This is a genomic window from Streptomyces sp. NPDC055400, assembly GCF_053644375.1.
Window position 1 is genome coordinate 298,382 of the sequence record NZ_JBSHLM010000003.1, and the last position, 14,705, is coordinate 313,086.

Here is a 14,705-nt window from a genome sequence, read left to right on the forward strand (position 1 = left end):
CACGACGGCCGCTGTTCAGTCAACAGAGCTGAGTCGAGCCGACTCAACTTTTATGTGGCCCATATGGCAGCCAGGGGGATACGCGCAGGTCAGCTACCGCGCCGGGACCTTCGTCATGGACCCGCGACGTCCACAACAGCGGTCGGTACGGGCCGGTGGACCCGCCGCCGCACCCCGTAGACCGGCACCCGCAGCAGCCCGGCGACCGACCCGGCCGCCGCGCAGAGCGGCCACAGCGCGACCAGCGGATCCAGCGTCCCGTCGTGCAGCAGGAGTCCGGTCACCGCACCTGCGAGCGACGCGACGCCGAGCACCACCGCCACGCCCCGCGGGGTGAGGCCGAGCAGGCGGAGCCGGTGCGCGATGTGGTCGGCGCCGCCCTGGAAGAGCGGCCGCCCCGCGCGTCGCCGCGACACCGCCACGAGGGCCGCGTCCGCCGTCACGACAACCGTAAAGGCGAACAGCGAGCCCGCGCCGGGCAACGCCTCGTGGCCCGCGTTCACCAGGACCGCGGCGGACGCCAGCAGGAAGCCCGTGAAGAGGGACCCGCAGCTCCCGAGGTGCATCCGCGCGGGGTACCAGTTGTGCATGAGGAACCCGGTGAGCGCCGCCGCGAGCACCCCGAGAGTGGCGGCGAGCGGGCCGAGCCCCTGGGCGGCGGCGCAGGCGCTCAGGCCGAGCGCGGTCACGACGGCGACGGTGCCGAGCGCCCCGTCCGAGGTGTCGAAGAGCCGGCAGGCGTTGGTGACGAAGACGATCCACAGGACGGCCGCCGCGCCGGCGAGGAAGCCGAGTTGAGCGGTGTGCACGACGAAGGTCGCCGCCCCCGCCTCGACGACGACGCGGGCCCGCGCCCCCACCGGCCGCACGTCGTCGAGCAACCCGAGCGCGGCGACGGCCCCGGCCGCGATCAGCAGCGTCAGCGCGCCGGAGCCGAGCGGAAGGAGTCCGGTACAGGCTCCGGCGGTGGCGACCACGGCGGTCACCGTGGCGACGGCGGCGCCGCCCAGGCGCGGCGTCCGCCGCCCCGCGCGGCCCACCCGCCGGACGGTGAATCCGGTGCGCAGGGCGACGGGACGGAGCAGGGCGGTGAGGGCGGAGGCCGCCAGCAGGGCGGTCGCGGCGGCGGCGATCCCGTAGGACACGGCAGACGTCCCGTCAGCTCGGTTTGCGGTATCGGGGTGACACCGGAGGGGCACGCCCGGCCGGAGACCTTCATAAGCTAGTCGCTTATGTCGCAATATGGGGTGAATAACACGATCTGCTTTCGCTGTCGACCCAGGGTGGCCTCAGCGACGCAGATCACCGCCCGGCTGGCTACAGTGCGGCCACACAAGTGGGTAGTCTCAGCATGGACTGAAATAAGTTACCGCTTAGTAATCGCTGAATATCCACCCTCGCAGGCCCGAGGAGCCCCCGAATGCAACTCGCCGCGATCATCGTGTCGCTGGTCCTGATCGTGGTCGGCGTCGCACTGTTCGTCCGAGCCATCGCGCAGATCTACCGCTTCATGCGGCTCGGCCAGAACGTCCCCGCCGGCACCCGCACCGACGAACCCGTACAGCGCACCGTGACGGTGGCCAAGGAGTTCCTCGGCCACACCCGGATGAACCGCTGGGGCATCGTCGGCGTGGCGCACTGGTTCGTGGCGGTGGGCTTCTTCTCGCTGCTGCTGACGATCGTGAACGCCATCGGCCAGCTCTTCCAGGCCGACTGGCTGCTCCCGATCATCGGTGAATGGGCCCCGTACAACGTCTTCGTCGAGTTCCTCGGCACGATGACGGCCCTCGGGATCCTGACGCTGATCGTCATCCGGCAGCTGAACCGGCCGGACCGGCCGGGCCGCAAGTCCCGCTTCGCCGGCTCGAACACCGGCCAGGCGTACTTCGTCGAGGCCGTCATCCTCATCGTCGGCATCTGCATCTTCACGCTGCACGCCCTGGAGGGCGCCCAGCACCATGTCGACGCCTACGAGGCCTCGTTCTTCGTCTCGTACCCGGTCGTCTCCTGGTTCCGCGGCATGGACGTCTCCACGCTGCAGAACCTCACGTACTTCTTCGCCGGGCTGAAGATCGCGACCTCCTTCATCTGGATGATCACGGTCGCCCTGAAGACCGACATGGGTGTCGCCTGGCACCGCTTCCTGGCGTTCCCGAACATCTGGTTCAAGCGTGAGGCGGACGGCGACGTCGCGCTCGGCGCGCTGCAGCCGATGACCAGTGGCGGCAAGGAGATCGACTTCGAGGACCCGGGCGAGGACGACGTCTTCGGCGTCAGCCAGGTCGAGCAGTTCTCCTGGAAGGGTCTGCTGGACTTCTCCACCTGCACCGAGTGCGGGCGCTGCCAGTCGCAGTGCCCCGCGTGGAACACCGGCAAGCCGCTCTCGCCGAAGCTCCTGATCATGTCGCTGCGCGACCACGCGCACGCCAAGGCCCCCTACCTGCTCGCCGGTGGCGGCAAGTCGATGGAGGGCGAGGAGAAGGCGACCGAGGAGCAGCTCAAGGACGTTCCCGCCGCCGCGCTGGCGGAGGCCGAGCGGCCGCTGATCGGCACCCTCGAAGAGAACGGCGTCATCGACCCGGACGTCCTGTGGTCCTGCACCACCTGCGGCGCCTGCGTCGAGCAGTGCCCGGTCGACATCGAGCACATCGACCACATCGTCGACATGCGCCGCTACCAGGTGATGATCGAGTCCGCGTTCCCGTCCGAGGCGGGCACGATGCTCAAGAACCTGGAGAAGAAGGGCAACCCCTGGGGCCTGGCCAAGAAGCAGCGCCTGGAGTGGCTCAAGGAGCTCGACTTCGAGGTCCCGGTAGTCGGCAAGGACATCGAGGACCTCACCGAGGTCGAGTACCTCTACTGGGTCGGCTGCGCCGGCTCGCTCGAGGACCGCGCGAAGAAGACCACCAAGGCCTTCGCGGAGCTGCTGCACATGGCGGGCGTCAAGTTCGCGATCATGGGCGGCGACGAGAAGTGCACCGGTGACTCCGCGCGCCGCCTGGGCAACGAGCCGCTGTTCCAGCAGCTCGGCCAGGAGAACGTCATGGCCCTGAACATGGCGTTCGGCGAGGAGCTCGACGACGACGGCAAGGTCGTGCCCGAGTCGGCGAAGCCCAAGTCCGCGAAGAAGATCGTCGCGACCTGCCCGCACTGCCTCAACACCATCGGCAACGAGTACCCGCAGCTCGGCGGTGACTACGAGGTCATCCACCACACCCAGCTGCTGCAGCACCTCATCGACGAGGGCAAGCTCATCCCGGTCACGCCGGTCGAGGGTCTGATCACCTACCACGACCCGTGCTACCTGGGCCGTCACAACAAGGTCTACACGCCCCCGCGTCAGATCATGGACGCCGTCCCGGGCCTGCGTCAGCAGGAGATGCACCGCCACAAGGAACGCGGCTTCTGCTGCGGCGCCGGCGGCGCGCGGATGTGGATGGAGGAGCGGATCGGCAAGCGCATCAACAACGAACGTGTTGACGAAGCGCTGTCGCTGAACCCCGACATCGTCTCCACCGCCTGCCCGTTCTGCCTCGTCATGCTGACCGACTCGGTCAACGGCAAGAAGAACGACGGCCAGGCCAAGGAGTCCGTCACGGTCGTCGACGTGGCGCAGTTGCTCCTCGACTCCGTGAAGACGCCGGTCGACCCGGCGGGTTCGCAGGAGACCGAGGACGCGCCGGAGCCGGAGCCGGTGAAGTAGCGGTTCCGTAGTTCCGTACCGACGTACGCGGAGGGGCCGATCGGGGAGACCCGGTCGGCCCCTCCGGCGTGCGCGGGGCCGTCTACAGGACACAGGAGGGGACGCAGAAGGGCCATTTGCAGGACACAGGAGGGGCGTTTACGGGACAGGGGCCGCGCTCCGTGGCCAAACCGGCAGGCCCCGCCCCTACCCCCTCCCTCACCCCGGCGGCATCATGAACGGGTCAAGTGGCGCATGAGGCGGGCGGGGTCAGAGGCGATGGTGGGCAAACGGGGCGGCCGCAGCGCCGCGATACGCAGGGCCGCGGCGGGGTGCACCCTGCTCATGGTCGCCGCCGTCACCGGCTGCGGCGGTGACGACAAGCCCGCCGCCAAGCACCGTCCCGTGGCCATGACCGGCAGGTCCGGCGCCGCGCTCCCCGTCCCGCACGGCCGCGGCAGCAAGGTGCCGGACGACTTCAACGGGGACGGCGCCCCCGACCTCGTACTGGACGATCTCGTGCACGACGGACTCGGGGACGACGCCGGGATCGGGGTCGTGTACGGGAAGAAGGGGCACGGACTCGTGCCCGGGGCACGGCAGTTGCTGCGTCCCGCGAAGTACGCGGCGCCGACCGGGGGCGAGACGCCCGCCGCGTTCGACTCCGAGGCGAGCTGTGACCTCGACAAGGACGGCTTCAGCGATCTGGTGGTGTCGACCGATCCGCCGTTCGACGGGCAGGGGCAGCCGCCGGTGCCGCTGCAGATCCTGTTCGGCGGCCCGGGCGGGCTCATCCACCAGGGCGTGAAGCTGGTCGTCCCCGCCCAGGCGCGGTTCGGCAACGACTGGCCGGACCAGCCGGTGTGCGGCGACTTCGACGGGGACGGCTCGGTCGACCTCACGGTCCACGCGAGCGGCGGACGGCTGAGCTTCCTGCGCGGCCCCTTCACGCGCAAGGGCGCCCCGCGCGCGGCCGGCAGGCCGCTGACCGCCCCCGGCAACGTACCCGTGGGCCCCGCCTTCGACGTCGACCGTGACGGGTACGACGACCTCCTCGTGCGCCGCACCTCCCGCGGCTCGTCACCGTCCCGGATCGTCCTGGGCGGCCCGCAGGGACCGGCCCGCTCCGGCGCCGCGCTGCCGTCCGGCCTCGGCCTCGCGGTGGGCCGTTTCACCAAGGGCGCCGGCGCGGACACCGCGCTGCTCACGCCCTCCGGCGTCACTCTCTCGCGGCCGGGCGCCGCCGCCCTCAGGGCCACCGGAACGGCCATCACCGCGGGTGACTTCGACGGGGACGGCGTGGCCGAACTCGTCGTGTCCGGTGGTGACGTGACGATCCGGAAGGCGAGTGGGAAGGGCGCGGTGACCGTCACCCCGAAGGCGACCGGCACCACGCAGGTCCTGAAGGCGGCCGACTTCGACGGGGACGGCCGTACGGACCTCGCGGTCCGCACGTACCGCGGGGAGAGCGCGGACACGGTGGCGGTGTATACGGGGGTCAAGGGCGGCAAGCTGGTCACGGCGAAGCCCCAAGTGACGTTCTCCACAGCTGAGTTCACGTCCTGAGGCGTACGGATCCGATGACTGAAGGCCGCCGTTCACCGCACGGCCCCCCGGACACAACCATCCCCTCACCTCACGAGTCACACCCCCGGAACCCCTTCCCCCCATTTCCCGGGAGTGCTTCTCGTGCGTATGCGCAAGCTCGTCATCGCCGCAGGTGCCGCCGTCGTCGCGGCGGCCGGACTCACCCTGCCGCTCGCCGGAACCGCCTCCGCCGCCACCACGCTCAAGGACGACTTCAACGGCGACGGCTACCGCGACCTGGCCGTCGGGACCCCGGGCGCGAACTCCGTCACGGTCACGTTCGGCTCCGCGAGCGGCGTGAGCCCGTCCCACGCCGTGACCGTCACCCAGAGCACGTCCGGGGTGCCCGGAGTCACCGAGCCGGAGGACGAGTTCGGCGAGAACGTCACCTCGGGCGATGTCAACGACGACGGCTACGCCGACCTGATCGTCGGCGCGCCCGGCGAGCGGGTCACCGGCAACACCACGGGCTCCGTCACCATCGTCTGGGGCGGCCCCAGGGCCTTCAACCGGGGCGCCAAGGTCCTCAACTCCCCCACCGCCGGCACCGAACGCTTCGGTGAGGCCGCCTCCTTCGTCGACATCGACGGCGACGGGTCCGCCAACCTCGCCGTGATCAGCTCCGACGCCTGGTGGTACTACGCCGAGAGCGCGGACCCGACCCGCGCCATCGCCCCCGAGGTCGACTTCCTGCCCGACGGCGTCCGTCTGGAAGGCATGGAGGCGGCCACGTTCCTCTCCAAGGACGGCTACACGTACGTCCTCTACGGGGAGCGCGCCGACGGCAAGCCGTACACCGTGTACATGAAGGGCGGCGTCGGCGACATCGGCTACTACTCGGGCGTACTCGCCGAGGGCGACGACCCGCGTGCCACCCGGGAAGCGGCCGCGGCCGCCGACGTGAACGGCGACGGCTACACCGACCTCGTCACCGGCAACGCCGCCGCGAACTCGGTCACCGTGCGCTACGGCGCGCAGGGCTCCTTCGGGGCCACGAAGACGTACACGCAGGACTCCGCGGGCGTGCCCGGCGCCGACGAGCCGGAGGACCGCTTCGGCGCCGCCGTGAGCGCCGGTGACCTCGACCACGACGGGTACGCGGACGTCGCCGTGGGCGCGCCCGGCGAGAGCGTCGGCACGGTCACGGGAACGGGCAGCGTCACCGTCCTCAAGGGCGGCACCGGCGGGCTCGGCGCGGGCCGCGCCTACCACCAGGACACGGCCGGGGTGCCCGGCGTCCCGGAGGCGGGCGACCACTTCGGCTCGTCCCTGCGCTTCAAGGACATCAACAAGAACAGCCGGGCCGACCTGGCGATCGGCGCGAACGGCGAGGACATCGGCACCTCGGCCGACGCGGGCGCCGTCTGGGTCCTGCGCGGCGCGGTCCCGTACGTCACCACGTCGTACGCCACGTCCTTCAACGGCGCGGACTTCGGGACGGCGACGAGCGGTGCGGGTCGCGCCTTCGGGACAGTCCTGCGCTGAACGGGCCCCGGGAACACCGAAATCCCGGGCGGCCGGAAATAACTGTGAATCACATACAACCCTCCGGCCCCACTACGAGTCTCCTGTTCGCCAACCGCAGGGCAATGCCTGGGACAACTCCCGGCAAACACCGGCGGAACGCACCCCATTGACTGCGGATGCCCGCCAGGCATCCCCGCATGCTGCAGGAGAATCCCGCATGCACAAGCACATACGTATCGCCCTCGCCTCGGCCGCCGCGGTCGCGCTGACGGGCGGGCTGCTCTCCCTCTCCACGGGCTCGGCCCTCGCCGCCGACTCCGTCCACCACCACGAGGCCGACTTCAACCACGACGGGTACGGCGACGTCGCGTACTCCGCCGGGTGGTCGACGGTCGGCGGTAAGAAGGGCGCAGGCCAGATCGTCGCCCTGTACGGCTCCGCGAACGGCGTGAACGGCGCCGCCCGCAAGACCGTCAGCCAGAACACCACCGGTGTCCCCGGCTCCGCGGAGACCAACGACGGCTTCGGCTGGGTCAGCGCGTACGGCGACTTCAACCACGACGGTTATGACGACCTGGCCGTCTCCGCCCCCTGGGAGGACGTGGACGGCGACACCGACGGCGGCACCGTCCTGATCATGTGGGGCTCGGCGTCGGGCCTCACCGGCGGCACGACCATCAAGGACCCGGCCGTGTCCTCCCACGACAACTGGGGCAACGCGCTCGCCGCCGGCGACTTCGACGGCGACGGCAAGGACGACCTCGCGATCGGCTCCTCGTCGAGCACGATCTACGTCTACAAGGCCGGCATCACCTCCGCCGGCACGTCGGGCGGCCGCTACACCATCAAGCCGCCGATCATGTCCGGCGGCGGCACGGGACCGCTCAACCTCACCGCGGGCGACGTCAACAACGACGGCAGGACCGACCTCGTCGTCGACGGCTTCGAGACCACCAGCGACTACGGCTGGAACACGAACTACTACGTGCCCGGTTCCGCGGCCGGCCTCGACGGCTCGTCCGCCACGGAGCTGAAGCGCGGCGTCATCACCGGCATCGGCGATGTGAACGGCGACGGCTTCGGCGACATCGTGACCGGCCAGGAGTGGGACCCGTCCACGGACGGCACCCCCTCCGTCCCCGAGTCCGTCACCGGCGGCAAGGTCAACATCACCTACGGCTCGGCCACCGGCCCCGCCACCACCACCGCCATCTCGCAGGACACCGGCAACGTGCCCGGCGGCTCCGAGCGCGGCGACGACTTCGGCGGCGAGCTCACGCTCGGCGACATCAACGGCGACGGTTTCCAGGACCTGGCCGTGGGCGCGCCGGGCGAGAACCTGGGCGGCGTGGACAACACCGGCTCCGTCACGGTCCTCTACGGCTCGCCGAACGGCATCGACACGTCCACCGGCGGCCAGTTCTTCGCCCAGTCCACGGCCGGCGTCCCCGGCTCGGACGAGAAGGACGACCAGTTCGGCAACGAGGTCAAGCTCACCGACATGACCGGCGACGGCAAGGCGGATCTCACGATCGGCGCGTTCGGCGAGAACACCGGCAACGGCGCGCTGACGTACCTCCCGTCCAACGGCACCAAGCTCACCACCACCGGAGCCCGCTCCCTTTCGGCGACATCGGTGGGCGTCTCGACGGACGGCTACCCGGAGCTGGGCGGAAACGCGGCGAACTAGCGTCCCTCGTCAGCTTATCGGGCCCGCACCACTCCGGTGCGGGCCCGCTCGGCCGGCGGGCCCGCGCCGTCACTCAGTACCCGCCACCATCTCTGGAGCAGCATGCGTCAGCGAAACAACCTCCTCCTGGCCGCGGCCGCTACGGCGGGCCTCCTCACCGCCGTCCTCACTCCCGCCTCCGCCTCGGCGGCCCCGTCCGGGCTGCAGGGGGACTTCAACGGAGACGGCTACCGCGACGTGGCCGTCGCCGCCCCGGGCGCCACGGTCGACGGGAAGAGCTGGGCCGGACAGGTCGCCGTCGTCTACGGCACAGCCGAAGGACTCGCCCCCGCCCGGCACGCCGTCATCAGCCAGAACACCTCCGGGATCCCCGGCGCCGCAGAGGCGTACGACGAGTTCGGCGACCGGGTCGCGACGGCCGACCTCAACCGTGACGGGTACAGCGACCTGATCGTGGGCGCCGAACACGAGGCCGTGGGCAGCAAGGAGGACTCCGGCACCGTGGTGATCGTCTGGGGTTCGGCCGCCGGTCTCTCCGGCGGGACGACGGTCAAGAACCCCCTTCCCCTGTACGGGAGTTACTTCGGTCTGAGCATCGCCGCCGGGGACTTCACCGGCGACGGAAAGCCCGACCTGGCCGTCTCGGCACAGAGCGACTCCGGTGCCAACCCCTACCGGATCCGCCTCATCCGCGGCCCGTTCGGCAGGACCGGCTCGACAGGAACGGTCTCCACGTACACCCCCGGCGTCGACCGTCCGGGACTCACCGCGGGCAAGGTCAACGGCGACTCCAAATCCGATCTCGTCGTCACCGGCAGGAAGACCAACAGCGACCACCTCGCCGCCGCCCTCTACTACCAGGGCACCTCCTCCGGCCTCAGCAAGGGCGCCACCTTGCGGGCGGGCACGAACGCGGCCGTCGGCGACATCGACCACGACGGCTACGGCGACATCGTCCTCGGCAACCCCGACGACCCCGACACCGAGCCGTCCGGCTCCACGGGCGGCGAGGTCAGCATCGTCTACGGCACCTCGTCCGGGCCCAGCAGCACCCGGCGCACGACCCTGACGCAGGCCAGCGCGGGCGTTCCCGACAGCGCCTCGTACGGGGACAAGTTCGGCGAGGCCGTCGCCCTGGGCGACCTCGACAAGGACGGTCACGCGGACCTCGCGGTCGGCGCGCCCGGCGAGGCCTTCGGGGACGAACTCGACTACCGCTCGTCCGCCGGAGCGATCACGCTCCTGCCGGGAAGCGCGTCGGGCGTGACGACCACGGGTGCCGTCGCGCTCACGCAGGACAGCCCCGGCGTGCCCGGAACCATGGAGGCGAGCGACAACTTCGGCGCCCGGCTGCTGGCCTCGGACGTGAACGGCGACGGCCACAGTGACCTCACCGCGATCGCCGCCCAGGAGAACGACGACGCGGGCGCCCTGTGGCATCTCCCCGGAGCCACCGGCTCCCTCTACTCGACCACCGCCTCCACCTCCTTCGGCCCCACCAGGACCGGCCTTTCCAGCAACCAGCGCGGAGCCTTCGGCTGCGACCTCACGGGCTGACCCTCCAGGGAGAACTCATGCGCATCCGAACCACCGCCGCCCTGGCCGCCCTCGCCGCGGCGGCCCTCACCCCCATGGCGCTCCCCACCTCCGCCGGCGCCACCACCACGTCGCCGGCCAAGTACGCCGATGACTTCAACGGGGACGGATACCGGGACATCGCGGTCGCCGCACCGCAAGCGACCGTGTCCGGCCACGAAGCGGCCGGGGCCGTCGTCGTGCTGTACGGCACCGCGTCAGGACCCTCCGCCGCGAAGCGCAAGCTGATCACTCAGGCGAGCACCGGGATTCCCGGTTCGCCCGAGACCGCCGACCACTTCGGCGGATCCGTGGCCTCCGCCGACCTCGACCTCGACGGCTACGCCGACCTGGTGGTCGGCACGCCGGACGAGGACACCGACGGCGCGTTCAACAAGGGCTCCGTCACCGTCGTCTGGGGCAGCGCGCAGGGGCTGGGCTCCGGCACCGTCCTGCCCCTCACGTACGGCGCCGGAGACCCTTCCGGCTGCGCGTTCGGCGTCGACCTCGCCGCCGTCCCCGCATCGCCGGCCCCGCGCCCGTGGATGCACATCGCCGGTGGCTGCTCGGTCTGGACACTGCAGGGCCCCATCACCCGTACCGGCAAGGCCTACAGCAGGTCCGAACGCATCCAGGGCCCCTCGACCGAGAAGATCGTGACCGGCCGGCTCTCCGACAACCATTCCGACCAGATCGAGGTCTCGGTCCCCCTGAGCGACCACCCAATGGGCGCCGTCTACATCAACCGGGTGTCCAGCTCCAACCCCCCGCCCCTGTCCACCGACGCGAGCAACGCCACCGTCGGAGACGTCAACGGTGACGGGTACGGCGATCTCGTCCTCGGCGACCCCGGTGACATGACCGTCGACGGAACGCCGCAGGAGGGAACCGGCCACGACGGCGGCCAGATCGCGATCTGGCCGGGAAGCGCGCAGGGCGTCGACCCCGCGGCGCAGCCGCTCCTCATCAACCAGTCCACGCCCGGCGTACCCGGCTCCTCCGAATCCCACGACACGTTCGGGACGGACGTGACCGTCGCCGACCTCAACCACGACGGCTTCGGTGACATCGCCGTCGGCGCCCCCGGCGAGACACTCGGGTCGGTCAGGCAGGCCGGCGAGGTCGTGATCGTCCCCGGCGGTCCTGACGGACCGACCGGCGCGGGCTCCTACGCCATCACGCAGAACTCGACGGGCGTACCCGGTACAGCTGAGCACGGGGACGCCTTCGGCACGACCGTGCGCTTCGCCGACCTCACCAAGGACGGCCGCGCGGACCTCGTGGTCGGCGCACCCGGTGAGCTCGCCCCCGGTGCCACGCGCTCCACGGGCGGCATCTGGGTGTTCAAGGGCACGTCCACCGGTGTGAGCCTCGGCAGCTCGTACAGCGTGATGGCGGGAACGGTGGGCCTGCCCACGACCAGCGACACCAACTGGTCGGCCGTGCAGGCCCCTTGATACCGGTGACACCAGAGGCTCTCTTCTCTCCTCTCCCCCCAAGGACTCCCATGCGCCTACGCACCACCACGGCCCTCGCGGCCCTCGTCGCGGCGGGCCTCACCCCGCTGACCCTGCCGTCCGCCCCCGCTTCCGCCACGCCCTCCGGACTTCAGGGGGACTTCAACGGGGACGGGTACCGGGACCTCGCCGTCTCGGCCCCGGCTGCCTCGGTCGGCGGCGCCGGCCGCGCCGGCACCGTCGTCACGCTGTACGGATCCGCCTCCGGCATCACCGCCGACCACCGGAAAGTCATCAGCCAGAACTCCTCCGGTGTCCCCGGATCCGCTGAGAAGAACGACGTGTTCGCCTCGGCCACCGCCACGGGTGACTTCAACGGGGACGGCTACGCGGACCTCGCAGTGGGCACTCCGGGCGAGGACGTGGGAGACGACACGGACGGCGGCACCGTCACCCTCCTCTGGGGCAGCGCCTCGGGCCTGTCCGGCGGCACGACCGTCCCGGACCCCGCACCCACCAAGCACGACGACTTCGGGCAGTCGCTCGCGGCGGGCGACTTCAACGGCGACGGCAGGACCGACCTGGCCATCGGCAGCACCGGCACCGCCGTGTGGATCTACAAGGGCGGGATGACGAAGGCGGGCGGCAACGGCGGCAAGCTCTCCCTCGCCACCACCGTGGACGGGAACGGTCACGGCGTCTACCAACTCGCGTCCGGCGACCTGAACGGCGACGGCACCTCGGACCTGGCCGTCGGCGGAATGTGGTCCAGCCTCGTCTACGAGAGCGGGCCCGACGGCCTCACGCTCGCCGCATCCCTGGACGACGGCGACAGCACCAACCGGCAACACCTCGCCATCGGCGACATCACGGGCGACGGCTACGACGACTTCGTCTTCGGAAACCCCTACGACCTGAACGGCTGGGCCAGTGGCGGCGGAAGCGTGAACGTCTTCCGCGGCGGCGTCGACGGCATCTCCGCGGAGCCGAACCAGGTCATCAACCAGAGCACTTCCGGTATCCCCGGACCCGACGAGTACGAGGACGCGTTCGGCAGCGCCGTCTCCGTGGGCGATATCACCGGCGACGGACTCGCCGACGTCGCGATCGGATCCTCGGACGAGTCCATCGGCAGTGCCACCACCACCGGCCAGGTCTTCGTCCTCAGGGGTACCCCGACCGGCCTGGCCACGTCCGGGGTACAGAACTTCCATCAGGACTCCGCCGGAATCCCGGGCGCGAACGAGGACGTCGACCGCTTCGGCTGGGCCGTCCAACTCACCGACGTCAACGCCGACAACCGCGCCGACCTGTTCATCGGCGCCCAGAACGAGAACGCCGGCGCGGGCGCGCTCTGGTACCTGCGCGGCCCATCGGCGGGTGCCGGTACGAGCGGCGTGGTGAGCTACGGCCCCGGCTCCGTGGGCCTGTCCTCCACGGGCGGGGACTTCGGAAGTGTCCTCACCGGCTGATCTGCCGCACCCGACGTATCAGCCCCGCCAGCGCCTCCGGCCGGGTCCTGAGCACGTCACCCGGGGCGTCGCTCTCCCTCAGGAGGGCGGCGCCTTCGTGCGTGGCGAGTTCTAGGCAGTCGGGCCCGTCCTGACCGCCCGGCCCGACTCCCACGACGGTTATGGCGGCATCCTTGAAGCCGGTGACTTCGACGGGGACGGCCACCTCGACCTGGTCATCGGCTCCCCCGGCGAGGACCTGACGGGCGGCGCGGACACCGGAGCGGCAACGGTCCTGTACGGAGCGACGGACGGCTCCGGGATCACCACCAAGGGCGCCCTGTTCCTGGAACAGAACAACGCGTTCGTCCCCAACTCCAATGAGAAGAACGACCAGTTCGGCTGGGACGTCCACCTCGACGACCTGAACGGCGACGGCCGCGACGAGGTGTACGTCGGCGCCTTGGGCGAGAACGGCGGCAATGGTGCCGTCTACCCGGTGAAGGTCAAGGCGGACGGCACCCTCGCGGCGTCCTCCGGCATCTACACGTCCACGCTCGGCATCTCCGCGTCGGGCACCCCGGCCCTGGGCGCCAACTTCACGGACTGACGCCCCACCCCACCCCGGCCCCCGGGGAACACCCTGAAATCTCCCTTAGGGGATGTCACAGCTCGGCAGCAAAGCCGGGCCCGATCCACCGGGCCCGGCACCTCGCTCCCCGGGACCAGGTACGTTCGATGACGTGGCTGGATTCAGGATCGGACGCGGCCGGGACAACCGCGCCTCGCAATCGCGACCGTACGGACAGGGTGCCCCCCGGGGGCAGGCCCCGTACGGCTACCCTCCCGCGCCCCCGAACGGGCAACCGCGGCAGCACCAGTACGGCGGCCGGCAACCGCAGCAGCCGTACGGTCAGCAGCAGCGGCCCCGGTCCGGAGGCCACGGCGAGCCGGAGTACTTCGGCGACCCGAACGGCCCGCAGGGGCACGGTCAGCAGGGCCAGGGCTACGACCCGTACGCGGCGAACAACCCGGGGCACACCCAGGCGTTCTCCGTGGGTGAGGACCCGTACACCCAGGGCGACACGTACCGGGCGGGTTCGGCCCCGGCCGCGCCCGTCGGTCCCCGGCTGCACTGGAAGCAGCTGCTGTCCGGGGTCGTCCTGCGCCCCGGCCAGACGTACCTCCAGATGCGGGACTACGCGATGTGGGGCCCCGCCCTCATCGTGACGTTCCTCTACGGGCTGCTCGCGATCTTCGGCTTCGACTCGGCCCGCGAGGACGTGATCAATGCCACGCTCTCGGCGGCGGTCCCGTACGTCCTCACGACCGGCGTGGCGATCACCGTCAGCTTCTTCGTGCTCGGCGTGGTCACGCACACGCTGGCCCGCCAGCTCGGCGGTGACGGAGCGTGGCAGCCCACGGTCGGCCTCGCGATGCTGATCACCGCGATCACGGACGCCCCGCGCCTGCTCTTCGCGATGTTCCTCGGCGGCGACGCCCCGTTCGTGCAGATCATCGGCTGGGCGACGTGGGCGCTCGCGGGCTTCCTGCTGACGCTCATGGTCGGCAGGTCGCACGACCTCCCGTGGCCGAAGGCGCTGGCCGCCTCCGCGATCCAGCTGATCGCGCTCCTGTCGATCATCAAGCTGGGCACGTTCTAGAGACCTGACACCTGAGTGGGGCCCGGCACACACGGTGCCGGGCCCCACTCGCGTTCGCCGCCACCCCGTCGCCGCCAACGGGTGACGCCGGTGGCGGGTCGGAGCACCGGCCTCCGGGACAGCTGCCACCAT

General features: G+C 70.9%; 10 protein-coding genes and 1 pseudogene. 10 read left to right on the top strand and 1 reads right to left on the bottom strand.

Annotation, left to right across the window (positions count from 1 at the left end; translation table 11 throughout):
* Nucleotides 1-113: 113 nt before the first annotated feature.
* The gene (locus ACWIGU_RS09505; protein WP_454399098.1) at nucleotides 114-1,145 is read right to left on the bottom strand and encodes an MraY family glycosyltransferase; all 1,032 of its coding nucleotides are present in this window, start codon (nucleotides 1,143-1,145) and stop codon (nucleotides 114-116) included.
* Between the two features lie 275 nt (nucleotides 1,146-1,420).
* On the opposite strand from ACWIGU_RS09505, the gene ACWIGU_RS09510 reads away from it, so the two are divergent.
* The 10 genes and pseudogenes from ACWIGU_RS09510 (at nucleotide 1,421) to ACWIGU_RS09555 (ending at nucleotide 14,573) form a co-directional block, all read left to right on the top strand.
* Entirely contained in the window at nucleotides 1,421-3,703 is a 2,283-nt protein-coding gene (locus tag ACWIGU_RS09510; RefSeq protein WP_454399100.1) for a (Fe-S)-binding protein, read from the top strand.
* Nucleotides 3,704-3,961: 258 nt separating this feature from the next.
* Nucleotides 3,962-5,248 carry an FG-GAP repeat domain-containing protein gene (locus ACWIGU_RS09515; protein WP_454399102.1) on the top strand — a complete coding sequence of 429 codons (1,287 nt, stop codon included), beginning with the start codon at nucleotides 3,962-3,964 and terminating at the stop codon, nucleotides 5,246-5,248.
* A 129-nt stretch (nucleotides 5,249-5,377) separates the two neighbouring features.
* Nucleotides 5,378-6,754, top strand: coding sequence for an FG-GAP repeat protein (locus ACWIGU_RS09520; protein WP_454399662.1), 1,377 nt, complete (start codon nucleotides 5,378-5,380; stop codon nucleotides 6,752-6,754).
* Nucleotides 6,755-6,953: 199 nt separating this feature from the next.
* Entirely contained in the window at nucleotides 6,954-8,426 is a 1,473-nt protein-coding gene (locus ACWIGU_RS09525; protein ID WP_454399104.1) for an FG-GAP-like repeat-containing protein, read from the top strand.
* A 102-nt stretch (nucleotides 8,427-8,528) separates the two neighbouring features.
* Nucleotides 8,529-9,983 carry an FG-GAP-like repeat-containing protein gene (locus ACWIGU_RS09530; RefSeq protein ID WP_454399106.1) on the top strand — a complete coding sequence of 485 codons (1,455 nt, stop codon included), beginning with the start codon at nucleotides 8,529-8,531 and terminating at the stop codon, nucleotides 9,981-9,983.
* Nucleotides 9,984-10,000: 17 nt separating this feature from the next.
* Nucleotides 10,001-11,458, top strand: coding sequence for an FG-GAP-like repeat-containing protein (locus tag ACWIGU_RS09535; protein ID WP_454399108.1), 1,458 nt, complete (start codon nucleotides 10,001-10,003; stop codon nucleotides 11,456-11,458).
* A 50-nt stretch (nucleotides 11,459-11,508) separates the two neighbouring features.
* A complete protein-coding gene (locus ACWIGU_RS09540; RefSeq protein ID WP_454399110.1) occupies nucleotides 11,509-12,930 on the top strand; it encodes an FG-GAP-like repeat-containing protein in 1,422 nt (473 codons plus the stop codon).
* A 211-nt stretch (nucleotides 12,931-13,141) separates the two neighbouring features.
* Nucleotides 13,142-13,360: pseudogene (locus ACWIGU_RS09545) on the top strand (VCBS repeat-containing protein); the annotation flags it as partial.
* Between the two features lie 12 nt (nucleotides 13,361-13,372).
* Nucleotides 13,373-13,519 (top strand): hypothetical protein, encoded by a 147-nt coding sequence (locus tag ACWIGU_RS09550; protein WP_454399112.1) that lies wholly within the window; start codon nucleotides 13,373-13,375, stop codon nucleotides 13,517-13,519.
* 52 nt (nucleotides 13,520-13,571) lie between these two features.
* Nucleotides 13,572-14,573 carry a Yip1 family protein gene (locus ACWIGU_RS09555; RefSeq protein ID WP_454399114.1) on the top strand — a complete coding sequence of 334 codons (1,002 nt, stop codon included), beginning with the start codon at nucleotides 13,572-13,574 and terminating at the stop codon, nucleotides 14,571-14,573.
* The last annotated feature ends 132 nt before the right edge of the window (nucleotides 14,574-14,705 follow it).

Excerpts from the sequence above, each read along its gene's own strand:
- ACWIGU_RS09515 (WP_454399102.1), top strand. The coding sequence starts at position 3,962 with ATGGTGGGCAAACGGGGCGGCCGCAGCGCCGCGATACGCAGGGCCGCG.
- ACWIGU_RS09555 (WP_454399114.1), top strand. The coding sequence starts at position 13,572 with ATGTCACAGCTCGGCAGCAAAGCCGGGCCCGATCCACCGGGCCCGGCA.
- ACWIGU_RS09525 (WP_454399104.1), top strand. The coding sequence starts at position 6,954 with ATGCACAAGCACATACGTATCGCCCTCGCCTCGGCCGCCGCGGTCGCG.
- ACWIGU_RS09535 (WP_454399108.1), top strand. The coding sequence starts at position 10,001 with ATGCGCATCCGAACCACCGCCGCCCTGGCCGCCCTCGCCGCGGCGGCC.
- ACWIGU_RS09540 (WP_454399110.1), top strand. The coding sequence starts at position 11,509 with ATGCGCCTACGCACCACCACGGCCCTCGCGGCCCTCGTCGCGGCGGGC.
- ACWIGU_RS09520 (WP_454399662.1), top strand. The coding sequence starts at position 5,378 with ATGCGCAAGCTCGTCATCGCCGCAGGTGCCGCCGTCGTCGCGGCGGCC.
- ACWIGU_RS09510 (WP_454399100.1), top strand. The coding sequence starts at position 1,421 with ATGCAACTCGCCGCGATCATCGTGTCGCTGGTCCTGATCGTGGTCGGC.
- ACWIGU_RS09530 (WP_454399106.1), top strand. The coding sequence starts at position 8,529 with ATGCGTCAGCGAAACAACCTCCTCCTGGCCGCGGCCGCTACGGCGGGC.